Origin of the sequence: Thermus caldifontis (assembly GCF_003336745.1) — a bacterium.
In the GTDB taxonomy this organism is placed as follows: Bacteria; Deinococcota; Deinococci; order Deinococcales; family Thermaceae; genus Thermus; species Thermus caldifontis.
In genome coordinates this window covers 13,624-34,375 of sequence record NZ_QGMX01000018.1, presented here as the reverse complement: position 1 = coordinate 34,375, position 20,752 = coordinate 13,624, and the positions used below count along the sequence as shown (strand labels likewise).

The following is a 20,752-nucleotide window of genomic DNA, read 5'->3' as shown; positions in this document are numbered from 1 at the left end:
CTTGCCCCAACGTCCTCCTAGGCCCGGGCCTCCAAGGGCACGTAGGGCACGTCCAACTCGCCGATATACTTGGCATCCGGCCTGAGAAGGCGGTTATCCAGAGCCTTGTACTCCAAGATGTGCCCCACCCAGCCGGAGACGCGGGCCACGGCGAAGATGGGGGTAAAGAACTCCAGGCCAAAGCCCAGGTCCGAGTAAACCACCCCGGAGTAGAAGTCCACGTTGGGGTAGATGCCCCTGGGGTTCAGAACCTTCCCCGCCTCCTCCTCCACGATCTTCAGGATCTGATACTCGGTGGAATGCCCGTGGGTTTCCGCCACGATGCGGGCCAGGCGCTCCAGGACCCCGGCCCTAGGGTCAAAGGCCTTGTAGACCCGGTGGCCCATGCCCATGATGCGTTCCTTCTTGGCCAGCTTCTCCCGCACCCAATCCCGGGCCCTTTCCGGGGTGCCGATCTCCCGGATCATCTTCATCACCGCCTCGTTGGCCCCGCCATGCCTGGGGCCCTTGAGGGAGGCCACGGCGGCGGTGATGGCCGAGTAGAGGTCGGTTTCCGTGGAAAAGGCGGCGATGGCGGTAAAGGTGCTGGCGTTAAAGCCGTGCTCCGCGTGCAGGATAAGGGCAGCGTCCATGAGGCGCTCCTGCTCCTTGGAGGGCTCCACCCCGTTGGCCATATACAAAAAGTTGGCGGCGTGGGAAAGGTCCTCCCGGGGAGGGAGGGGTTCCTTGCCCTCCCGCAAGCGCTTGTTGGCCGCCACGATGGTGGCGAACTTGGCGATGAGGTCAAGCCCCTTACCGTAGAGGGCCTCTTGGGAGATGTCCCCCTCGGTGGGATCCAGCATCCCCAGCTCGGAAACCGCCGTGCGCAGGAAGCTCATGGGATGGGCCGAGAGGGGATAACGGCGGAAGGATTCCAAGAGGTGGCCAGGCAAGGCCCGCCGCCTAGCCAGCTCCCCTTTGAAGGCCTGAAGTTCCTCCCGTTTGGGAAGTCTCCCGTGTAGCAGAAGAAAGGTGGTTTCCTCAAAGGTGCTCTTCTCCGCCAGCTCCTGGATGGGGATGCCGTAGTAGTAGAGGCGGCCCGCCTCCCCGTCAATGAAGCACATCCGGCTTTCCGTAAAGAGCACGCCTTCTAAACCCCTTGCCACTTCCATAGGCTCCTCCTTTTCCGCACCCGAAGGGTGCTTCCCGCCCATCATACCAGGGTTCAACCCGCCTTCCCCGAGGCTCAAAGGGCATCCTCTTGCAGGATCAGGGTCTTCAGGTAAAGGCTTTCCGGCACGTGCAGGCTCCAGGGATGGTCCTTGGGCTGGTAGGTGAGGCCGTGCACCCTAAGGCGCATCCCCCGGTCGGCGGCCGCCCTTCGCGCCACCTCCAAAAGGTCCTCCGCCTTGAGGTAATAGCTACAGGTGGAAAGCCAGAGGTACCCCTCGGAGGCCAAGAGGCGCAAGGCCTCCCTGAGGAGGTCCACCAGGTGCCTTTTCATGGGGGAAACCTCATCCGGACGCTTCACCAGGGTGGGCGGGTCCAAGAGGATGTGGTGGAAACGCCCTTGAAGTCCCCTCAGCACCTCCAGGGCTTCCCCGTGGCGGATATCCACCCTAAGGCCCAGCCGCATAGCCGCCCGGTCCAGGACGGAGAGGGCCTCGAGGTCCTTGTCCACCGCCAGGGCATAGGCTCCCTTGCGCGCCGCCCGCAAGGCGAAGCCCCCCACATAGCTAAAGACATCCAAGACCCTCTCCCCCGGGCGAACCAAGCCCTCAAAGAGGCGGCGGTTTTCCCGCTGGTCCAGGTAAAACCCCGTCTTCTGGGCCAGGGCCAGGGGAATGGGAAAAAGGAGGCCATCCTCCTCCACCTCCAAAACCCCAGGCACCTCTCCATAGACCACCCCTACCCTCTCGGGAAGGCCTTCCTGCCTCCTGGCCTCCACATCGCTTCGCTCATAGACTCCCTTGGGGGATACCACCTCCAGAAGGGCCGGAAACCACACCTCCCTTAAGGCCTCCATCCCCCGGGTACGGACCTGGAGCACCAAGACCTCCCCGAAGCGATCCACCACCAGACCGGGAAGGCCATCCGCCTCCCCGTGCACCAGGCGGTAGCTCTGGCCCATCCCTTCCCTCCTAAAGAGGGCCCGCTGAAAGCGGGCTAGAAAAAAGGTCCGATCCAGCGGGCCGGGGTCAAAGCGGTAAGCCCGGAAGGGGATGCGGGAATCGGGGTCCAGGTAGCCCACCGCTAGAAAACTTCCATCGGTAGCCACAGCCTCCGCCACCCCTGCCTGGGAAGGCATCTCCTCCAGCTCATCCCGGTAGAGGTTGGGGTAGAAGTTGCGGACCTTCCTCTCCTTTCCCGGCTTGACCACCACCCTAAGCACAGGCTCAGCATACCCGGGCCATCCCCACGTGCGTGGGGACTACTGCGCCCTACCGCCCACAGAACACCGACAGGGGCGGGCCATCCCCACGTGCGTGGGGACTACGGATTTTTTGCGGTCGGGGCCTGGCCTGGACACGGGCCATCCCCACGTGCGTGGGGACTACGCCGGTGGACACCTCCACTTTGCCCCTTAACCACGGGCCATCCCCACGTGCGTGGGGACTACTGTTCTCCGTCCAGGGCATGGTCACCTCCTTACGGGCCATCCCCACGTGCGTGGGGACTACTGCAGTTCGTGAGGTTCACCCTCAACGAGATCCGGGCCATCCCCACGTGCGTGGGGACTACACTTGACCCAGACGGCAAAAACCCCCGCTGACCCCCCTCTATGTGTATGTAAAGGGAATCAGTCTAAGGATTGGCTGCCAAGATCCCCGTGCGTAAGGCTGGGTGCGCATCCATCAAGACACCTATGGGCCCACCTGCCTCCCTCGCACCTCGAGCCCCACTATACCACCCCACTCGGCCCTACACGTTGAACCCAAACATCCGCATCATGCGCTTGCCCTCCTCGGTCATGCGGGCAGGGGTCCAGGGGGGGGTCCAGACGAACTCCACGTTCACCCCCTGTACCCCGGGCAGGCGCATCACCGCCATCTCCGCATCGGCCTTCACCATGTCCTGGGCCGGGCAGCCGATGGCGGTGAGGGTCATGGTGACGTCCACCAGGCCGTTTTCGTGCACCTCCACGTCGTAGACCAGACCCAGGTCCACGATGTTCACGGGAATCTCGGGGTCATAGACCACCTTCAGGGCCTCGAGGACCTGCTCCTTGGTGGGCAAACCCTCCCCCGCCCCAGCTGGCTTTTCCCCTTCGGGCAAGGCCTCTTGACGCTCGTCCATACCCCCAAGGATACCCCGCCTTCCCGCCCTTTGCCTAGCCGGGCTCACCTTCCCCCTGGATAAAGGAGGCTGGATGTGCCACAATGTTCTTCGGTTGGGGAGTAGCCCCAAGGCCAGCCTCCCGTCAAGACGGGCTTAAGCCCCGGGAGGCTGGGGGCGGAAAGCCCGGGCGAGACCACTGCGATCGCGGTGGTCTTTATTTTTTGGGAGGTGCGCATGGAAGGTGGCGTTCTCTCGGTGATCCTCATCCTGGTGGCCCTCGAGGTGATCCTCTCCGCCGATAACGCCCTGATCCTGGGGGTCATCGTCCAGAAGCTACCCGTTCACCTGAGGCGGAAAGCCCTCTTCTACGGCATCCTGGGGGCCTACGTGCTTCGGGGCCTGGCCCTTTTCTTCGCCGCCTTGGTCATCAAGCTCTGGTGGGTCCAGGTGCTGGGAGCTGCCTATCTGCTTTACGTGGCCCTGAAGCACTTCCTCAGGCCCCAGGAAGCCCACGCCCCACCCCCCCTGGAGGTGAGCGCCGCCCAGTTTTGGAAAACGGTGGCCCAGGTGGAGCTCATGGACCTAGCCTTCGCCGTGGACTCGGTGCTGGTGGCCGTGGCCCTCTCCGACAAGCTTTGGGTCATCTACACCGGGGTCTTCCTGGGCATCCTGGCCCTCAGGGTGCTGGCCAGCCTGGTGGTCTCCCTCCTGGACCGCTATCCCCGGTTCAAGCACCTGGCCTATGGGGTGGTGGGGCTCGCCGGGGTTAAGCTCCTCCTGGGCGGCTGGGACAAGCTGATGAAGGAGGTCCTCCACCGCCCCGAGCTGGCCGTGGGACTGGACAAGGAGGCCTTCAGCCTCCTCATCCTGGGGGTGCTCCTTCTGGGAAGCCTCTGGGCCCTACGTAAGCCGGCGGTCCAACCTTCGTAGAATGAGCCTCTGGACCTATTTTCTGCTGGCCCTTCTCCTCGTTTTGGAAGTGGGGTTTCCCTTCGGCGTCTTTGTGCCCGGAGGGGACACCCTCCTGCTGGCCCTGGGAGCCCTTGCGGGGGAGGGAAGGCTAAGCCTCTTTCCCCTACTTCCGCTCCTATTTCTTGGGAGCTACCTAGGGCATGGGGTGGGGTACGGGCTGGGGCGTATCCTGGGTCCCAAGCTGCTGGGGCGCTTTCCCGAGAGCTTAAGGCAGCGAGCCGCCAGGTTCCTAAACCGCTTCGGCCCTTCGGCCCTCCTCCTTGCCCCCTTTGTGCCGGGCCTACGCACGGCGGTGCCATTCTTGCTTGGGACCGTGGGCTTTCCCTGGCTGCCCTACCTCCTGCTGGCCGCCTCGGGAAGCCTCCTCTGGACCCAGGGGCTCGTCCTCTTCGCCTATTTCCTGGGAGAAAGGCTCCCCGCCTGGCTCCTCTGGTCCGTACTGCTCCTCCTCGCCCTTCTTCCCCTTCTGCGCCGAGGACCCAAAGCCTAGATGTACTTCTCCCCCCGTACCACCCAGACGTTCTCCACGTAGGCAATCACGGCGTAATGGGGAAAGTAAGCCTCCTGCAAACGGGCCAGGATTCTCAGAGCCACCTCCTCGGGGACGATGGTTTCCAGGCGGATGTTCTGCCCTTCCCAATCCAGGCTGCGCATGCCCCGGGAACCCTCTCCCCTGGCGGGCACGATGGTGTACCCCTTGGCCCCCAGGCGCTTCACCTCCTCCACCAGCTTCTTCTCCAGGATGCTTTCCGCCACGATGGTCACCAGCTTCAAAGGCACCAGGTCCATGCTTCACCCTCCCATCCATTGGGCCAAGGCATGGTAGATGGGAATGCCCAAGACCAGGTTAAAGGGAAAGGTCACCGCCAGGCTTGCCGCCAGATACAGGCTGGGGTTGGCCTCCGGCAAGGCGATGCGCACGGCGGCGGGGGCGGCGATGTAGCTGCTGCTGGCCGCCATAGCCCCCAAGACGGTAGCCCCGCCCGCAGAAAATCCCACCAGGTGGCCCAGATAGACCCCTATGGCCCCATGGAAGAGGGGAAGGAGGGTTCCGTAGAGCACCAGGCGGAAGCCCACCTGCCTTAAGGTGGCGAACCTCGAGGCCGCCACCATCCCCAGATCCAGCAGGAAAAGGGTGAGGACCCCATAGAAGGGATCCACAAAGAAGGGTTTTACCCGGTCCATCCCCCCCTCCCCGGAAAGGGCCCCGATGAGAAGCCCCCCCACCAGGAGGACCACGCTCCTCCCGGTGAGGACCTCCCGAAGGGCTTCACACAGGTTCCCACCCCCCCGCTTGGCCAAGAGCAGGGCCACCACGATACCCGGCACCTCCAAAAGGGCCACCAAGGTGGGCAAGAACCCCTCGGGCCTGTGGCCCACCCCTTGGGCAAAGGTGAGGGCCGCCAGAAAGGTCACCGCGGAAACGGAGCCGTAGTGGGCGGCTAAAGCGCCCGCATCCACCCGGCCCAGGGCCAGAAGACGGCGGGCCAGAGCGTAACTGGAAAGGGGTCGGAAAAGCCCCAGGCCCAAGGTGGCGAGGGCGGGAAGAAGCACCGTGGCCAGGGGCGTTTTGGAAAGCTCCACCCCCCCTTTGAAGCCGATGGCGAAGAGCAGGTAAATGGATAAGGCCGTGTACAGGGCCTCGGGGAAGGCCAGGTCGCTTTTGAGAAGCCGGGCCGCCACCCCCAGGGCGAAGGCCAGCACCATGGGGGAAAGGAGGTTGAGGCGAAGGAGTTCCAAGGCATCCATGGCCTGCCTTTTACCACGAGGGGGAAGGCTTGGTACAATCCGGTACGATGCGGCCTTTGGTGGGCGTGATCATGGGTTCTAAGTCTGACTGGGAAACCCTGCGCCATGCGGCGGAGACCCTGGAGGCCCTGGGCGTCCCCTATGAGGTGCGGGTGGTCTCCGCCCACCGCACCCCGGACCTCATGGCGGAGTACGCCAAAACCGCCAGGGAGCGTGGTCTTTTGGTGATCATCGCTGGGGCTGGAGGAGCCGCCCACCTCCCGGGGATGACCGCCGCCCACACCCCCTTGCCCGTGCTGGGGGTGCCGGTGGAAAGCCAGGCCTTAAAGGGCCTGGATTCCCTCCTTTCCATGGTGCAGATGCCTGCAGGCATCCCCGTGGGCACCCTGGCCATCGGAAGGGCGGGAGCGGTGAACGCCGCCCTTCTCGCCGCCAGCATCGTGGGGCTTTCCCACCCTGAGGTGATGGAGCGCCTCGAGGCCTACCGGAGGGCCCAGACCGAAGCCGTCTTGGCCCACCCCGACCCCCGGGAGGAAGGATGAGGCTGGGCATCCTGGGCGGGGGGCAGCTGGGGAGGATGCTGGCCCTGGCGGGCTATCCCTTAGGCCTTTCCTTCCGCTTCCTGGACCCCTCCCCCGAGGCCTGCGCCGGGCAAGTGGGGGAGCTCTTGGTGGGGGATTTTCTGGACGAAAGGGTTCTCGGGCGGTTTGCCGAGGGGCTTGATCTGGTCACCTACGAGTTTGAGAACGTCCCCGTGGAGGCGGCCCGCTTCTTGGCCAAGAGGCTTCCCGTATTCCCTCCCCCCAAGGCCCTGGAGGTGGCCCAGGACCGCCTGGCGGAAAAGGCCTTTATGCAAGGCCTGGGGGTACCCACCCCTCCCTTCCACCCGGTGGATAGCCTTAAGGAGCTGGAGGAAGGCCTGAGGGCCCTGGGCTTTCCCGCCCTCCTCAAGACCCGCCGGGGCGGGTACGACGGCAAAGGACAGGTGCGGATCGGCTCTTGGGAGGAGGCGCCCAAGGCCTTCCAGGCCCTGGGGGGAAGGGGGCTGATCCTCGAGGGGCATATCCCCTTTGACCGGGAGCTCTCCCTCCTGGGGGTGCGGAGCCGAACCGGGGAGGTGGCCTTCTACCCCCTGGTGGAAAACCGCCACCAGGGGGGCATCCTGCGCCTCTCCCTGGCCCCCGCTCCCGGGACCTCCCAGGCCCTCCAGGAAAAGGCCGAGGCCCACGCCAGGAAGGCCATGGAGGCTTTGGGATACGTGGGGGTGCTGGCCCTGGAACTCTTCCAGGTGGGGGAGGAGCTCCTCTTCAACGAGGTGGCCCCCCGGGTCCACAACTCCGGCCACTGGACCATAGAGGGGGCGGAAACGGGCCAGTTTGAAAACCACCTGCGGGCCCTCTTGGGCCTTCCCTTGGGGAGCACGGCCTCGAGGGGCCATAGCGCCATGGCCAACCTTATTGGGGTGAGGCCCGACTTCGCCCAGGTCCTCGCCCTTCCTGGGGCCCACCTCCACTGGTACGGCAAAGCGGTGCGCCCAGGGCGGAAGGTGGGGCACATCACCTTGCGGCGGGACACCTGGGAAAGCCTAGCCCAGGACCTTCCCCATCTCCTCACCCTGGCCCAGGCTCCCGAGCCGGTATAATCCCCGTGTTCCCTGCGGGAGCGGTAGGAGGCGATCTATGGACCGGAACGCTCGGCTCAAAGAGGTGGTGCGCGCGGCCAAGGAACACCCCGTCTACCGGGAGAAGCTTAAGGGAATCCACCCGGAGGAGGTCACCCTGGAAAACCTCGGGGAGCTTCCCCTCACCACCCGGGAGGAATGGGTGGCCTACCTTAAGGAAAACCCCAGGCCGCCCACAGGGGCAAGCCTCATGCACCTGACCCCAAGCCCCCTCATGGGCTGGATGCCCGAGTACCTCTCCCAGGAGGACCTCCGTTACCAGACCGAGGCCCTGGCGGAGCACTACCGCCGGCTTGGCCTTACGGGGAAAAAGGTGCTGGTGGCCTTCAGCTACCACGTGTACGCCGGGGGATGGCTCTTCCACCAGGCCCTTTGGCGTGCCGGAAACCTGGTCTTCCCCCATGGGCCCGGGGAGGCCAGCCGCATCGCCGAGATCGGCCAGGCCTACGGCTTTGACGTGCTGGTCACCAACCCCTCCTTCGCCCTGAAGGTGGGCCAGGCGGGGGGGCGGTTCGCCCTCCTTCTGGCAGGGGGCGAGCCCTTCACCTCCGTCCCCGGTTTCCGGGAAAAGGTGGAGGCCCTTTTGGGGTGCACCGCCCTGGATGCCTATGGCACCAGCGAGCTGGGGATCGTGGCCGGGGAGCGGCTCGCCAAGGATGGCCTTTGGGAGATCCCCGAGATGGCGGTGCTGGAGGTCCTAGACCCAGAGACCCTGAAACCCGTTCCCGACGGGGAAAAGGGGGAGCTGGTGGTCACCGCCCTAAGCCGCACCCTCATGCCCATGGTGCGCTTCCGCACCGGGGACTTGGCCATCGCCGAGAGACGGGAAGGGCTTACCGTCCTACCCCGGGGGGTCTTCGGCCGCACCGACCAGATGGTGAAGGTGAAAGGGGTAAAGTTCTACCCCACGGAGCTCGCCCCCATCCTGGGCGGGTTTGGCCTGGACCCCAGGGGCTACCAGGTGGTGGTGGAGAGAAAGCTGGAGGGCACCGACAAGCTGGTCCTGCGCCTTAAGGCGGAGAAGGTACCGCCAGGGCTATTGGAGGCCATCGCCAAGGCCACGGGCCTAAGGGTGGACGAGGTGGAGCTTTCGGGGGAGCTGGAAGGCGGCCTGGTGGTGGATCGGCGCTTCTAATGCTACCCCACCTCGGCTTTCGCCAAGGTGGGGCCCCGGCAATCCCACCCCACCTTGGCTTTCGCCAAGGTGGGGGCCCCGGCAATCCCACCCCACCTTGGCTTTCGCCAAGGTGGGGGCCCCGGTAGTGCCAAGCGCCCTTTTGGGGCCACTTGTTACATTCTTCTCATAACCCCGGGGTATACTCCCCCCAAAGCAACGGGGCCCTTGCGCTATAGTAGGGGCAAACCCTGTGCCTTGTGGGAAGGAGGCAAGATGCGGTTTTTCGTGGTGGGCGACGTTTCCGTGGACCTGCTCTTCTTCGTGGAGCGCATACCGGAGCCGGGGGAGGAGGTTCCTTCCCGCCGTGCCCTGATGAAACCGGGAGGCGCTGGGGCCACCTTGGCGGTGCAGCTTTCCAGCCTGGGCCATCGGGTCTACCTGGCGGGCCGGGTGGGACAGGACCCCTTTGCGGAGCTGGCCCTTTCCCGGGTGCGGGAGGTGGGGGTGGACCTCAGGCACCTTCAGGAGGATCCCGACCACACCACCAGCTCCGTGCTGATCCTCCTGGTGCCCGGGGGGGAAAGGGCCATGGTGAGCGCCGAGGGGGCAAGCCGGTACCTGGACCCGGCCCTCTTCAAGCCCCGCTTCCTAGACCAGGCGGACGCCGTGGTCCTCTCCGCCTACGCCCTGGTGGGAGGGCCCAGCCGCAGCTACGCGGTGGAGGTCCTCGAGGCCGCCCGCAAGCGGGAGATGCCCATCTTCGCCGATTTGGGGACGGGGGCGGTGCGGGTAGCGGGTAAGGAGCTTTTGCGTTACCTCCGGGGGGTAAGCTGGCTCCTCATGAACCAGACGGAGCTTCTGGCCCTGACCCAGGCTTCCTCCCTTTCCGAGGGGGTAGCCCGCCTCCGGGAAGAGGGTTTCCACCGCCTGGCCATCAAGGTGGGGGCCATGGGGTCCATCGTGGTCACCCCGGAAGGGGAGGAGCTCATTGAGCCCTTTCCCGTGGAGGACATCGTGGACTCCACGGGGGCCGGGGATGCCTACACCGCCGCCTTCGCCCACGCCATCCTGAGCGGGAAAAGCCCCTTGGAGGCGGGCAGGCTGGCCAACCTGGCCGGGGCCCTGGCCGCCACCGCCATCGGCGCCCAGGGCCGGCTTATCCGCCTAGAGGACCTGGAAGTAGCGGTGGGCTAGGGCCAAGAAGGCCAGGCCCGCCCTGCCGCTTTTCTCCGGGTGGAACTGGGGGGCCAGAAGGTTTTCCTTGGCCAGAAGGGCGGTGAAGGGTGTGCCCTCGTACTCCCCCTGGCCCAGGGAATAGGGGGTCAGGGAGCCATAGTAGGAGTTGGCGAAGTAGAAGTGGCGTCCCGAGAGCTCCTGGAAGGCCCCGGCAAAGCGCACCCGGTTCCACCCCATCTGGGGTACCCGGCCCCGGGGAAAGCGCCTCACCACCCCTTCCACCAGGCCCAGGCCCCTAACCCCGGGGGCCTCCTCGCTTTCCCCGTACAGGACCTGCATGCCCACGCAGATGCCCAGAAAGGGAAGGCCCCTTTCCAGGTGGGCCAAGACCCGGTCCACGAAGCCGCTATTTCGGAAGGCCTGCATCACCTGGCCGAAATGCCCCTGGCCGGGAAGGACCAGGAGGCTGGCCTCGAGGTGCGCCCGGGGGTCCGAGGAAACGGCCACCTGGAAGCCGGCAACCTCCAGGGCCTTGGCCGCACTCCTGAGATTCCCCGAGCCGTAGTCAATGAGGAGCGCCTTCATGCCCTAAAGGACCCCCTTGGTGCTGGGAAGCCCCTCCCCCGTGATCCGGGTGGCCCGGTGAAGGGCCCGGGCCAGGGCCTTGAAACTGGCCTCCAGCACGTGGTGCACCTCCCTGCCGGAAAGGAGCCTCAGGTGCAGGGTAAGGCGGCCATGGTTCACAAGCCCCCGGAGAAACTCCCGGAGGTGGTAATGGTTCACCCCCCCCGCCTCCCCCACCAAAGGCCAGGCCTCGGGACGGTATTCCAGGTGAGGCCTCCCCGATAGGTCCAAGACGCAAAGCACCAGGGTTTCGTCCATGGGGGCGAAGGCCTCCGCGTAGCGCTCCAGGCCCACCCCCTCCCCCAGGGCCTCCTTCAGGGCCTGGCCCAAGGTGATGCCCACATCCTCCACCAGGTGGTGCACGTCCACCTCCAGGTCCCCCTTGGCCTCCACCTCCAGGAGGAAGCGGCCATGCCGCTGAAGCTGGAGAAGCATGTGGTCCAGGAAGGGAAGGCCCGTGACGATCTCGCCCCCTGGGGGCCCATCCAAGCCCAGGCGCACCCGCACCCAGGTTTCCGCCGTGGCCCGCTCCACCGTAGCCTCACGCATACGCCACCTCAAAGGCCGCCTTCAAAAAGGCATCCATCTCCTCTTTGAGGCCCACCGTGACCCGGATGCACCCCGAAAGACCGGGGTAGTGGTCCTGCCGGCGCACCAGGATCCCCTGGGCCAGCAGGTGGCGAAAGGCCTCCGCGGCATCCGGGGTGCGCACCAGGAGGAAGTTGGTGTGGCTCCTATAGGGCCGCCAGGTGGGATGGGAAAGAAGCCTCCCATACACCCTCTCCCGCTCAGAGCGCACCCTTTCCGCCACTTCCTGAACATACCCCGGATTCTCCAGAACCACCTCTAGGATCGCCCCGGTATGGGCGGGTAGGACGAAGGGAGGAAGCACCTCCCGCACCACCTGGGCCACCTCCGGAGCCGCAAGCAGGTACCCAGCCCGGATGCCTCCCAGGGAAAAGGCCTTGGAGAAGGTGCGCAGGAGGGCCACATGGGGGTTTCCCCAGCCCAGGCGGCGGAAGTCGGTACCGGCGAACTCCCGGTAGGCCTCGTCCACCACCAAAAGCCCCCCCACCTCTTTGGCCCTTTCCGCCAAGGCCCTTAGGTCCTCCTCAGCAAACAAGGTCCCGGTGGGGGCGTGGGGGTTGGGCAAGAAGAAGACCCCGCCTTGGAAGGAGGCCAAGGCCGCCTCGAGGGGAAGGGAAAACCCTTCCCCCAGGGTCACGGCCCGGTAAGGCGTCCCTGCCATCCGGGCCGCATGGGCATAGTGGGGAAAGGAAGGGCTTAAGTCCAGCACCTCCTCCGCCGCCACCGCCAGGGCCAGGATGAGGAGGTTGGAGCCAGGGGCTAAGACGAGGCCCTCCTCAGGCCAGTCCAGGAGGGCGGCCAGCTTTTTGCGCACGCCCTCGGCGTGGATCTCTGGGTACCGGTTCCAGGGAAGCCGGGCCAGGCGCCTTAGGGCCTCCTCCTTCAAAGGAAGGGGCAGGTCAAAGGGGCTTTCGTTCTGGTCCAGCTTCACCGGGGCCTCCACCTTTTTGTAGGGGTACGGGGCCAGGCCCAGGAGGTGCGCCTTAAAGGCCCGCATGGGTCAAGTATAGCCAAAGGTCAGGGAGCCCTATCCGGGCTAAAAGTGGGTGTACCCTTTCCGGGGCACGGGCCTTGCCCCAAAGTACACCCCCTTCCCTTCCCCTATACGGCCGGCAAAGAAGAGGGGAAGCCCCGCCCCTTGCGCCCGGAGCAGGACCTCCTCTTCCCTCTCCCTGGGCACCACCAGGACCGCCTCAAACTCCTCCCCCCCGTAGAGGACCAGCTCATACGCCTCCTCCTCCCCTCCGGCAAAGGCCAAGACGTCGGGGTATAGGGGCAGGGCCTCGAGGTCCACCCGCACCCCCAGATCGGCAAGCTGCCAAAGGGTTTCCGCCAGGCCATCGGAGGAGTCCAGGCTTCCCCGCAGGAGGCCCTGAAGGCTTAAAAGCTCCAGCCGGGGCAGGGGGTAAAAGGCGGCCTCTTGGATGAGGGGGAAACCCTTGAGGTCCCTGCCCTGGTAGTGGGCGGCAATGGCCGCCCCCGTCCTACCCCAGCGGTCCCCGGCCAAATAGACCCGGTCCCCGGGCAAGGCCCGGCGGGGCAAGGGAGCCTCGGCGTAGGCGAAGCCGGAAACGGTGAGGGCCACCTCTTGGCCCCTATTGGTATCCCCCCCCAGAAGGCAAGCCCCAAGCCGCCTCGCCGCCTCCGCGGCCCCTTCCACCAGCTCCAGGGCGAAGGCCTCCTCGAGGTCCTCCGGCAAGAAGAGGCCCAGGGTAAACCCCAAGGGCCTGCCCATCTTGGCGATCAGGTCCGAGGCCGTGGCCGCCACCCCCCTAAAGCCCACCGCAAAGGGCCCCATCCCCTGGAGGGCCACTTCCCGGTAGAGAAAGCCATCCGTCTTCAAAAGCCAGGCCACCCCCTCCACCCAGACCCCCCCGGCGTCATCCCCTGGGGGCAGGGGGGCACCCGGGGGATAACCGATGGGGGCCAGTTTCCCAAGAAGCGCCCGCTCTCCCAAGTCCCTAAGCCGCATAGGCCCAGGCTACGGTATCATGGCGGGGTGTGCCGGGTTGACCTTTGCCTAAGGCCCGCCCCTGGACCCTTGGTGCTGGTGGAGGTCCTTCCCGCAGGAAGCCTCCTCAGCCAGCTCCTGGCCCAGGGGGCCTTGGAAGCCTGGGTGGCTCCTGGGCCCAAGGTGGCCCGCCTTCTCGCTGAGGAGCTGGGCAGCGACACCCTCTTGCTGGGGGAAGCGGAAGGCTTTCCCCTGGAAGGGTTTCATGGCCGCCTTTCCCTGGTGGAGCTGGAGGGCTTGGACCTTACGGGAAAACGGGCCATCCTGGTGGCCCCGATGCTGAACGCCAGCCTTCTTCCGGGAGAAGAGGAGGTTTACCTGGTGGGCTTCCGTAACGCCAAGGCCGCCTTGGAACTCCTCCGCCCGCTAAAGGGCCTCGTGCTCCGGCCTGCCGGAGCCCCCGAGCCCCTGCTTTCTGCGATGGTGGCGGCGGGTTTTCTGCAGAAAAAGCTGGCCCCCCATGCCCCTTTGGGTCTGGCCTCCGCCCTGCTCAAGGCCTTCCCCGACCCCCAGGAGGCCCTTTTCCAAAGCCCTGAGGGCCAGGCCCTCCACAAGGAGGGGCGCACGGAGGAACTGGCCCGGGCCAGCCTCATCGGGGTGGACCCGGTGGTGCCCCGGCTGGCCGGGGTGCGCTTCTTCCCCAAGTGGGAGTTCGGCCTGACCCAAGACCGCTACGCCCAGAGGTTTGTGGCATGGAACGGGTAGAGCTCCTAGGCCTTCCCCTGGACCCTGTGGGGATGGAGGAAGCCTTGGCCCGGATCCGGGGCTTCCTGGGGGAGGAGGGCACCCATCAGGTGGTCACCTTGAACCCGGAGATCTCCGTGCGGGCCCAGGAGGACCCTGCCCTCAGGCAGGCCATCCTCGAGGCGGAGTTGGTAACCCCGGACGGGATAGGCATTCTCTGGGCCGCCAAAAGGCTTTTGGGCCTGGAGCTTAAGGAGCGGGTCACTGGGGTGGACCTCACCCTGGCCCTCTTGCGGCGCTTTCCTGGGATCCGCGTCTACCTCCTTGGGGGGAAACCCGGGGTAGCCGAGCGGGCCGCGGCCGAGGCCAGGCGGCTGGGGGCCGAGGTGGTGGGTTTCCACCACGGCTACTTCCAGGAGGAAGAAGGGGTGGTGGAGGAGATACGGCAAAAGGCCCCCGACCTCCTCCTGGTGGGCATGGGGGAAAGGCAGGAGGTCTTTATCCACCGGCACAAACCCCACCTGGGGGCCAAGGTGGCCATGGGGGTAGGGGGCACCCTGGACGTCCTGGCCGGCGAGGCGAAGCGCCCCCCCGCCTGGGCCCAGAGGCTGGGTCTGGAGTGGCTCCTCCGGGTGGGGCTGGACCCGAAGCGCTGGAAAAGGGCCCCCAGGCTCCTCCGGTTCGCTTACCTGGTTCTTAGGGAAAAGCGCTAAAATGCGCCCATGGTGATCCCAAGGCGCTTCCTGGCCCTCTTCCTTCTCCTGGGGCTCAGCCTGGCCCAGGGACTGGTCCTGCCCTTTGAAGCTCCCGAGGGCCTCCGCCTGGCCCAGGCCTTTGCGGAGGGCCTTAGGGCTCCTCCCCCCACCCTCCTCTCCCACCTCCTTCCTGACCTGCCCTGGCAAGGCAGCTACCACCTGGCCGGAGGGCTTTACACCAAGGCGGGGGCCCGATTGGCCCAGGCGGCCACCGGGGCGGACTGGGTTCTCCTGGGCAAGGAGGAGGAAAGGGGCCTCCGGGTTTTCCTAGCCCGCAAGGATGGGGTCAAGGAGGGGCTTTTTGCCACCCCGAGCCTCGCCTGGGTCTGGCTCCAAAGGGAGGGCCTGGCCCAGAAGTTTAGCTCCTTACCCCGCCCTGCCCTTTCGGAGGAAGCCCTTAGGGCCCTAGCCCAAGGGCAGAACCCAGACCCCTTGCACCAGTCCGCCTTGGACCTGAAGGAGGGGCGGGGGGCTGGGCTTTTGCAGGGGCTTTTGCCGGAAAGGCTCCTTCTCCTTTGGCAGGGGAAACTGCCGCCAGCGTACCAGGCCTTTTTCCTCCTTTCCCAAGGGAAGCGGGAAGAGGCCCTGAAGCAGGCCGAGGCCCTGCTTCAGGGGGATGTCCTGGAACGGACCGCCGCCCACCTGGTCCTTAGGGCCCTCGAGGACCCGCGCTGGAAGGAGTCGGCCCGCAGCCTAGCCCAGGCCTTCCCCGAGCTTCCCCTGGCCTGGGAGGAGGTGAGCTTCGCCGCCTTCGCCGAGGGCAAGGGGGAGGAGGCCCGGGATGCCCTGCTGAAGGCCCTCAGGCTCAGGCCGGATTACTGGCTTTACTGGACCAACCTGGGCTGGGCCTACTACCTCACCGGGGACCTCCCCCGGGCTATCCTGGCCTCAAAGCGGGCGGTGGCCTTAAGGCCCAACGCCACCGCCTACTACAACCTGGGGCTCTTTAAGGCCCTCTACGGGGACTACCTGGGGGCCAAGGCCGCCTACGGCCGGGCCCTGCGGCTAGACGAGGGGGAGGACTTCCCCGAGGCCTTAAAGGACCTGGAGGGGCGCCAGGAACCCCTGGCCCTCTTCTTCCGGGCCTACGTGTCGGAACGGGCAGGGCTTCCGGCCAAAGCCCTGTACCAAGCCTTCGTGGAAACCCACCCCCGGCATCCCCTGGCCCAGGCGGCAAAGAGGGCCTTGGACCAGGAAGAAGGGGGGCTGGTTTTGGAGGTGAAGAAGCTTTCCCTGATCCCCGGGGACCTGGAAGCCCGGCCCTTCCGCGCCGGGGAAGCCGTTTTCCCCGAGGTACGGCTCAGCGCCCACCCTTACCTGCCGCGCGGGGAGCTGGAAACCCTCCTCTACCAGGAAGGAACCCTCCTTGCCCAGGAGAAAAAGCCTTTGGGCTTCCCACCCTTCACCGCCGCGCTGGAAGAGGTGGCCCCCGCCGTCACCCTGCCCGAGCCGGGGCGGTATGCCCTGGAGGTGCGCTATGGGGAAGCCCGGGTGGTGATCCCCTTGGAGGTGGGGCCAGAAAGCCTAGCCCGTAGGCTCTACGCCCTGGGCCTGGAGGTGCGGGACCTGGATGGCGCCCTCCTCCTTACCCCCAAGGAGGCCCTGGGACCTGAAGGGGACCGCTTCCTTTTGGAAAGGACCCTGGAGGCCCTAAGGCAAGCCGCCCCCCTGGCCACGGGAGAGCGCTTCACCACCCCCCTCGCCCAGGGACCTTACGCCGGGAAGAGCGTGCAGGACCTTTTGAAAAACCCCCCAGCGGAGATGGTGCAGGCCTTTTTCCAGGCCGTCTTGGAGGCTCCCGAACTCCTGGCGGAAAACGACGTGGTGAATGCCTTGGTGTCCTGGCTTCTCCAGGGCCAGTGACGCGTTAACGCTCCGGTAACGCCTCCTGGGGTTTTCGCTTCCGAAGGCGGCCGGGTGGTCTTCATCGGGGAATGGCAGGGCTACTACGACGCCATCACCCTGGAAAACGACTTCCTGGGCAAGATGGGGGCCGTCATGACCAACACCGGCCAGGCGGTGGACTGCGGCTACAACACCCTGCCCCAGGCCTCCTTGCGCCCCCACCAGATCACCCAGGGCATGACCGATGTGACCATCGCCTGCTCCTCGGTGCTGGTGCCAGGGCCCAACGACTACCCCCTCTACTACGACTCCACCAACACCATGGTGCTCTCCGCCGTGGCCACCATTGACGCCACCCCCTTGCCCTTGGGCATGGTCCAGCCCGCCCGGGTCACGGTGTCCCCCCAGAGCCTGCACCCCCTCTTGAACCCTGGCTCGGCCACCGGTTACTAGAAGGTGCAAAAGGCAAGCCTCCCGCCTAGGCGGGAGGTTTTTTGGTGGAGCCGACGGGACTCGAACCCGTGACCTCCTGAGTGCGATTCAGGCGCGCTCCCAGCTGCGCCACGGCCCCACGCGCCCTATATGGTAGCCGGGGGCCTTGGCCTTGTCTAGTCCCCTTCCTTGAGCCGCACCTCCACCCGGCCCTTCTTGTCCTTCACGGAAAGCTTGGCCTTGGCCTTGCCCTTTTTGTACTCCGCCTTCCACTCGTCCTTCTTCACCTCGTACTTCACCCGCACCCAGCCCCGGCGGCGAAGGTCCTCATCGTGGTAGCGGAAGATGGCCTCCGCCTGGGAATAGCGGTAGACCACCACAATCCCTTGGGGCTCCGGAAGGCGCTCCACCACCACCGCCTGAGGGAAGAGGTTGAAGGAGAGGCTGGCGCCGATGCGAAGCTCCAAGGAGGGGGTGGGGCCGACCTCGAGGGCCCAGGCCAGAAGCAGTAAGGGTAGCATTCCCAGGATCCTGCGCATGCCCCTAGCCTAGCCCATCTTTCCCCCCAACCCCTGAGGGTAGCCTAAAGTACACTTTAACTATGGACGAAGTTTGGCAGAGACTCTCCGAACCCTTCCCCCCCGGCGAGGTGCAGTGGCGCATAGAAGCCCTCTCCCGGGACAAAAAGAGGGCCCTGGTGGTTCCCTACGTGGACGCCCGCACCGTCTTAGACCGGCTGGACCGGGTGGTGGGCCCTGAAGGGTGGCAGGATGCCTACGAGGTCCTGGCCGATGCCGAGCGCACGGTAAAGGACGAACGGGGGGAGCGGCGCGAACGCCTGGTGGAGGTGAAGTGCCGCCTCACGGTCCTGGGGGTGACCAAGGAGGACGTGGGGGAGGGGGATTCCTTAAAGGCGGCCTTCTCCGATGCCCTAAAGCGGGCTGCGGTGAAGTTCGGGGTGGGGCGGTACCTCTACCGCCTGGAAAAGCAGTGGGTGGACTACGACCCGGAAAAAGGACGCTTTACTCCGCCCCGGCTCCCCGAACCCCCGGGCGAGGAAGCCCCAGAAGAAGGAAAGCCCGAAGCCTACCGGCTCATAGATCAACTTCTGGAAAGGCTTAAGGAAAAGGGGCTGGGCAAGGAGGCGGCCAAGATCGTCACCAAATACGGGGGCTACGGCAAAACCCCCGAGGAAACCAAGCGCCTCTACGGGGAGCTTAGGGCCCTGCTTAAGGGATGAGGATCATCGCCGTCGGGGACCTTCACGCCGACTTCCCCGCCCTCTGGCGCATCCTGAAGGCGGAGGGGTTAGCTGACCCCGGCCTTAGGCCCACGGAGGAACTGGTTTCGGGAAGAACCCACCTGGTCCTCCTGGGGGACCTGGTCCACCCCAAGACCCCCAGGGGCTACGAGCGCCTCACGGGGCTTAGCCCCTTTGACCCCCAAGACCCCAGCCACCTGCGCCTGGCAGCGGGGGCCCAGATCCGGGAACTCTACCGGATCAAGGCCTTTCAGGAGGCAGCCCAGGGCCAGGTGACCATCCTTCTAGGCAACCACGACGAGGCGGTGCTTAAGGGAGAGCCCATCCTGGGAAACCGGCACCTCAAGCACCTGGAGTTCCACCCCGAGCACGGGGGGCGCCCCCTCCCCGAGGCCCTAAGGGCCTGGATGGCGGGCTTCCCCCGGGAAGTGGTCTTCCACGGGGTGCACTTCGCCCACGTGGGCCCCGTGCCCTGGCTCCAGGAATACGATGAGCTTTTCTATGCCCAAAGCGAGCCCAAGACCTGGTGGTTCCGCACCCCGGACTACGTGGAGCGCATGGGCTACCGCTTTGGCGTGTACGGCCACGTGCCCATGAAGCAAGGCATCCTCCTCAAGGAACGCTTCGCCCTCATTGACGCCCTGGACCTGGGGGAGTACCTGGAGCTCTTCCCAGAGGAAGACCCCTTGCGCTCCCGGGTGAAACGCCTAAACCATGCTTAAAGACTTGCTTTCCCCCAAAGGGGTGCGGGAGTTGCTGCAGCGCCATGGGCTTTTCGCCGATAAGCGCCTGGGGCAAAACTTCCTGGTTTCGGAGGCCCACCTAAGGCGCATCGTGGAGGCGGCCAAGCCCTTCACCGGGCCCGTCTACGAGGTGGGGCCTGGCCTTGGGGTCCTCACCCGCGCCCTGGCGGAGGCGGGGGCCCAGGTCACGGCGATAGAGAAGGACCTGCGGCTAAGGCCCCTGCTGGAGGAAACCCTAAAGGGCCTACCTGTGACCTTGGTTTTCGCCGATGCCCTCGAGTTCCCCTGGGAAGGGGTACCGGAAGGAAGCCTCCTGGTGGCCAATCTCCCCTACAACATCGCCACCCCCCTCATCACCCGGCTCTTGCAAAGCGGGCGCTTCGCCCGCCTGGTCTTCCTGGTGCAAAAAGAGGTGGCCGAGCGCATGGTGGCCCGGCCCAACACCCCTGCCTATGGCCTCCTCTCCCTACGGGTGGCCTACCATGCCCAGGCGGAAAAGCTCTTTGACCTCCCCCCAGGGGCCTTCTTCCCGCCCCCCAAGGTGCAAAGCAGCCTGGTCCGCCTCACGCCCAAAAAGGTGCCCAATGACCCAAAGCTCTTCCGGCTCCTGGAAGCCGCCTTCGCCAAACGGCGCAAGACCCTGAAAAACGCCCTTTCTGCCGCAGGCTACCCCAAGGAAAAGGTAGAGGAGGCCCTCAGGAGCCTGGGCCTACCCCCAGAGGTACGGGCCGAGGCCTTAGACCTAGGCCAGTTTCAGCGGCTTAGGGAGGCTCTTTACACACGGGTGTAGGGTGCTCCCGACCGATAACCAGAGGTCCTACACCGATTAGCCCCTTCTGCGGTGTAGCCTGGCCCATTTGTCCCGGGATGGGGGTGATAAGATGGGCGGGAAATGAGGAGGGGGCCCGGGAGTCTTGGGCTTCCTCCTCGTGACAAGAGGCACGAAAGGAGGGGACCTTGGCGCCAATAACGGAGTATGTGAACATCCTGATCTATCTGGGGGTGGCCCTTTTCATCGGGGTGGCGGCCCTGGTGGTGGGGGCTCTCCTCGGTCCCAAGAAGCCAGGCCGGGCCAAGCTGATGCCCTACGAGTCAGGGAATGACCCCGCGGGGGAGGTCAAGCGCTTCCCCGTGCACTTCTACGTGGTGGCCATGCTCTTCATCCTCTTTGACGTGGAGGTGGCCTTCCTGTGGCCCTATGCGGTGAGCGCAGGGGGGCTTGGCCTTTACGGCTTCTTGGGCGTGGCGGGCTTTAGCCTGCTCCTCTTCGTGGGCTTCCTCTACGAGTGGTGGAAGGGGGTGATGCGGTGGCACTGAAGGACCTCTTTGAGCGGGACGTGCAGGAGCTGGAGCGGGAGGGCATCCTCTTCACCACCCTGGAGAAGCTGGTGGCCTGGGGGCGCTCCAACTCCCTTTGGCCCGCCACCTTTGGTCTGGCCTGCTGCGCCATCGAGATGATGGCCTCCACCGATGCCAGGAACGACTTGGCCCGCTTCGGAAGCGAGGTTTTCCGGGCAAGCCCCCGCCAGGCGGACGTGATGATCGTGGCGGGCCGGCTTTCCAAGAAGATGGCCCCGGTGATGCGCCGGGTCTGGGAGCAGATGCCCGACCCCAAGTGGGTGATCTCCATGGGGGCCTGCGCCAGCTCGGGGGGCATGTTCAACAACTACGCCATCGTGCAAAACGTGGACTCGGTGGTGCCGGTGGACGTCTACGTACCCGGTTGCCCCCCGCGCCCCGAGGCCCTCATCTATGCGGTGATGCAGCTCCAAAAAAGGGTACGCGGCCAGGCGGTGAACGAAAGGGGCGAGAAACTGCCCCCTGTGGCCGCCTGGAAGCGCACCAGGGGGTGAGGC

The 20,752-nt window shown here is 65.7% G+C and carries 25 protein-coding genes, 1 tRNA gene and 1 CRISPR repeat array; of the genes, 15 read left to right on the top strand and 11 right to left on the bottom strand.

All coding sequences use genetic code 11. The features are described from left to right. Nucleotides 1-17 precede the first annotated feature (17 nt). The 3 genes from DK874_RS09820 to DK874_RS09810 form a co-directional block, all read right to left on the bottom strand. The gene (locus DK874_RS09820) at nucleotides 18-1,151 is read right to left on the bottom strand and encodes a citrate synthase/methylcitrate synthase (protein ID WP_114313864.1); all 1,134 of its coding nucleotides are present in this window, start codon (nucleotides 1,149-1,151) and stop codon (nucleotides 18-20) included. A gap of 74 nt (nucleotides 1,152-1,225) precedes the next feature. After that, a complete protein-coding gene (locus DK874_RS09815) occupies nucleotides 1,226-2,371 on the bottom strand; it encodes a class I SAM-dependent rRNA methyltransferase (RefSeq protein ID WP_114313844.1) in 1,146 nt (381 codons plus the stop codon). A gap of 14 nt (nucleotides 2,372-2,385) precedes the next feature. Beyond that, a CRISPR array of direct repeats spans nucleotides 2,386-2,721; the repeat unit is 29 nt; unit sequence CGGGCCATCCCCACGTGCGTGGGGACTAC. A 180-nt stretch (nucleotides 2,722-2,901) separates the two neighbouring features. Continuing rightward, a complete protein-coding gene (locus DK874_RS09810; protein WP_114313843.1) occupies nucleotides 2,902-3,276 on the bottom strand; it encodes a metal-sulfur cluster assembly factor in 375 nt (124 codons plus the stop codon). Between the two features lie 216 nt (nucleotides 3,277-3,492). Here DK874_RS09810 and DK874_RS09805 point away from each other — a divergent pair, with 216 nt between their 5' ends. Further along, nucleotides 3,493-4,188 (top strand): TerC family protein, encoded by a 696-nt coding sequence (locus DK874_RS09805; protein WP_114313863.1) that lies wholly within the window; start codon nucleotides 3,493-3,495, stop codon nucleotides 4,186-4,188. 1 nt (nucleotide 4,189) lies between these two features. Further along, nucleotides 4,190-4,720: a DedA family protein gene (locus DK874_RS09800; protein WP_114313842.1), complete on the top strand. Its 531-nt coding sequence runs from the start codon at nucleotides 4,190-4,192 to the stop codon at nucleotides 4,718-4,720. Here the strand turns inward: DK874_RS09800 and DK874_RS09795 are convergent. Then, nucleotides 4,717-5,019 carry a P-II family nitrogen regulator gene (locus DK874_RS09795; RefSeq protein WP_114313841.1) on the bottom strand — a complete coding sequence of 101 codons (303 nt, stop codon included), beginning with the start codon at nucleotides 5,017-5,019 and terminating at the stop codon, nucleotides 4,717-4,719. The genes DK874_RS09800 and DK874_RS09795 overlap by 4 nt on opposite strands. 3 nt (nucleotides 5,020-5,022) lie before the next feature. Then, nucleotides 5,023-5,979 (bottom strand): sodium-dependent bicarbonate transport family permease, encoded by a 957-nt coding sequence (locus DK874_RS09790; RefSeq protein WP_114313840.1) that lies wholly within the window; start codon nucleotides 5,977-5,979, stop codon nucleotides 5,023-5,025. Between the two features lie 47 nt (nucleotides 5,980-6,026). Between DK874_RS09790 and purE the strand changes: the two genes are divergently transcribed. The 4 genes from purE (at nucleotide 6,027) to DK874_RS09770 (ending at nucleotide 9,971) form a co-directional block, all read left to right on the top strand. Further along, the gene (gene purE, locus DK874_RS09785) at nucleotides 6,027-6,521 is read left to right on the top strand and encodes a 5-(carboxyamino)imidazole ribonucleotide mutase (protein ID WP_114313839.1); all 495 of its coding nucleotides are present in this window, start codon (nucleotides 6,027-6,029) and stop codon (nucleotides 6,519-6,521) included. Next, a complete protein-coding gene (locus DK874_RS09780; protein WP_114313838.1) occupies nucleotides 6,518-7,621 on the top strand; it encodes a 5-(carboxyamino)imidazole ribonucleotide synthase in 1,104 nt (367 codons plus the stop codon). The genes purE and DK874_RS09780 overlap by 4 nt, the downstream gene beginning before the upstream one ends. A gap of 37 nt (nucleotides 7,622-7,658) precedes the next feature. Further along, nucleotides 7,659-8,795, top strand: a complete 1,137-nt coding sequence (locus DK874_RS09775) for a phenylacetate--CoA ligase family protein (protein ID WP_114313837.1) — start codon at nucleotides 7,659-7,661, stop codon at nucleotides 8,793-8,795. Nucleotides 8,796-9,050: 255 nt separating this feature from the next. Further along, entirely contained in the window at nucleotides 9,051-9,971 is a 921-nt protein-coding gene (locus DK874_RS09770; RefSeq protein ID WP_114313836.1) for a carbohydrate kinase family protein, read from the top strand. On the opposite strand, the gene hisH is transcribed toward DK874_RS09770, so the two are convergent. From hisH to DK874_RS09750, 4 genes are read right to left on the bottom strand one after another with little or no spacing between them, the layout of a single operon-like run. Next, entirely contained in the window at nucleotides 9,942-10,538 is a 597-nt protein-coding gene (hisH, locus tag DK874_RS09765) for an imidazole glycerol phosphate synthase subunit HisH (protein ID WP_114313835.1), read from the bottom strand. The genes DK874_RS09770 and hisH overlap by 30 nt on opposite strands. 3 nt (nucleotides 10,539-10,541) lie before the next feature. Beyond that, complete coding sequence (gene hisB / locus DK874_RS09760; RefSeq protein WP_114313834.1) at nucleotides 10,542-11,126, bottom strand: imidazoleglycerol-phosphate dehydratase HisB; 585 nt, start codon at nucleotides 11,124-11,126, stop codon at nucleotides 10,542-10,544. Beyond that, complete coding sequence (locus DK874_RS09755; RefSeq protein ID WP_114313833.1) at nucleotides 11,119-12,162, bottom strand: pyridoxal phosphate-dependent aminotransferase; 1,044 nt, start codon at nucleotides 12,160-12,162, stop codon at nucleotides 11,119-11,121. Before DK874_RS09755 ends, hisB begins: the two co-directional genes overlap by 8 nt. Before the next feature lie 39 nt (nucleotides 12,163-12,201). Next, nucleotides 12,202-13,137 carry a thiamine-phosphate kinase gene (locus tag DK874_RS09750; RefSeq protein WP_114313832.1) on the bottom strand — a complete coding sequence of 312 codons (936 nt, stop codon included), beginning with the start codon at nucleotides 13,135-13,137 and terminating at the stop codon, nucleotides 12,202-12,204. Between the two features lie 27 nt (nucleotides 13,138-13,164). On the opposite strand from DK874_RS09750, the gene DK874_RS09745 reads away from it, so the two are divergent. From DK874_RS09745 to DK874_RS11905, 4 genes are read left to right on the top strand one after another with little or no spacing between them, the layout of a single operon-like run. Further along, the gene (locus tag DK874_RS09745) at nucleotides 13,165-13,881 is read left to right on the top strand and encodes a 2-phosphosulfolactate phosphatase (RefSeq protein ID WP_114313831.1); all 717 of its coding nucleotides are present in this window, start codon (nucleotides 13,165-13,167) and stop codon (nucleotides 13,879-13,881) included. Continuing rightward, nucleotides 13,869-14,573 (top strand): WecB/TagA/CpsF family glycosyltransferase, encoded by a 705-nt coding sequence (locus DK874_RS09740; protein WP_114313830.1) that lies wholly within the window; start codon nucleotides 13,869-13,871, stop codon nucleotides 14,571-14,573. Before DK874_RS09745 ends, DK874_RS09740 begins: the two co-directional genes overlap by 13 nt. Before the next feature lie 9 nt (nucleotides 14,574-14,582). Further along, nucleotides 14,583-16,478 (top strand): tetratricopeptide repeat protein, encoded by a 1,896-nt coding sequence (locus DK874_RS09735; protein ID WP_114313829.1) that lies wholly within the window; start codon nucleotides 14,583-14,585, stop codon nucleotides 16,476-16,478. 54 nt (nucleotides 16,479-16,532) lie between these two features. Further along, complete coding sequence (locus DK874_RS11905) at nucleotides 16,533-16,913, top strand: hypothetical protein (RefSeq protein WP_240307656.1); 381 nt, start codon at nucleotides 16,533-16,535, stop codon at nucleotides 16,911-16,913. A gap of 42 nt (nucleotides 16,914-16,955) precedes the next feature. Here the strand turns inward: DK874_RS11905 and DK874_RS09725 are convergent. Together DK874_RS09725 and DK874_RS09720 are read right to left on the bottom strand one after the other, a co-directional pair. After that, nucleotides 16,956-17,031, bottom strand: a tRNA-Ala gene (locus tag DK874_RS09725). A gap of 37 nt (nucleotides 17,032-17,068) precedes the next feature. After that, nucleotides 17,069-17,431, bottom strand: a complete 363-nt coding sequence (locus DK874_RS09720; protein ID WP_114313828.1) for a hypothetical protein — start codon at nucleotides 17,429-17,431, stop codon at nucleotides 17,069-17,071. A 62-nt stretch (nucleotides 17,432-17,493) separates the two neighbouring features. On the opposite strand from DK874_RS09720, the gene DK874_RS09715 reads away from it, so the two are divergent. The 5 genes from DK874_RS09715 (at nucleotide 17,494) to DK874_RS09695 (ending at nucleotide 20,749) form a co-directional block, all read left to right on the top strand. Next, a complete protein-coding gene (locus DK874_RS09715) occupies nucleotides 17,494-18,132 on the top strand; it encodes a Rad52/Rad22 family DNA repair protein (protein WP_114313827.1) in 639 nt (212 codons plus the stop codon). Next, nucleotides 18,129-18,875 carry a metallophosphoesterase gene (locus DK874_RS09710; RefSeq protein ID WP_114313826.1) on the top strand — a complete coding sequence of 249 codons (747 nt, stop codon included), beginning with the start codon at nucleotides 18,129-18,131 and terminating at the stop codon, nucleotides 18,873-18,875. Before DK874_RS09715 ends, DK874_RS09710 begins: the two co-directional genes overlap by 4 nt. Continuing rightward, a complete protein-coding gene (gene rsmA / locus DK874_RS09705; protein WP_114313825.1) occupies nucleotides 18,868-19,686 on the top strand; it encodes a 16S rRNA (adenine(1518)-N(6)/adenine(1519)-N(6))-dimethyltransferase RsmA in 819 nt (272 codons plus the stop codon). Before DK874_RS09710 ends, rsmA begins: the two co-directional genes overlap by 8 nt. A 167-nt stretch (nucleotides 19,687-19,853) precedes the next feature. Further along, on the top strand, nucleotides 19,854-20,213 hold the full coding sequence (locus DK874_RS09700) for an NADH-quinone oxidoreductase subunit A (protein WP_114313824.1): 360 nt from the start codon (nucleotides 19,854-19,856) through the stop codon (nucleotides 20,211-20,213). After that, the gene (locus tag DK874_RS09695; RefSeq protein ID WP_114313823.1) at nucleotides 20,204-20,749 is read left to right on the top strand and encodes a NuoB/complex I 20 kDa subunit family protein; all 546 of its coding nucleotides are present in this window, start codon (nucleotides 20,204-20,206) and stop codon (nucleotides 20,747-20,749) included. Before DK874_RS09700 ends, DK874_RS09695 begins: the two co-directional genes overlap by 10 nt. Nucleotides 20,750-20,752: the final 3 nt, after the last annotated feature.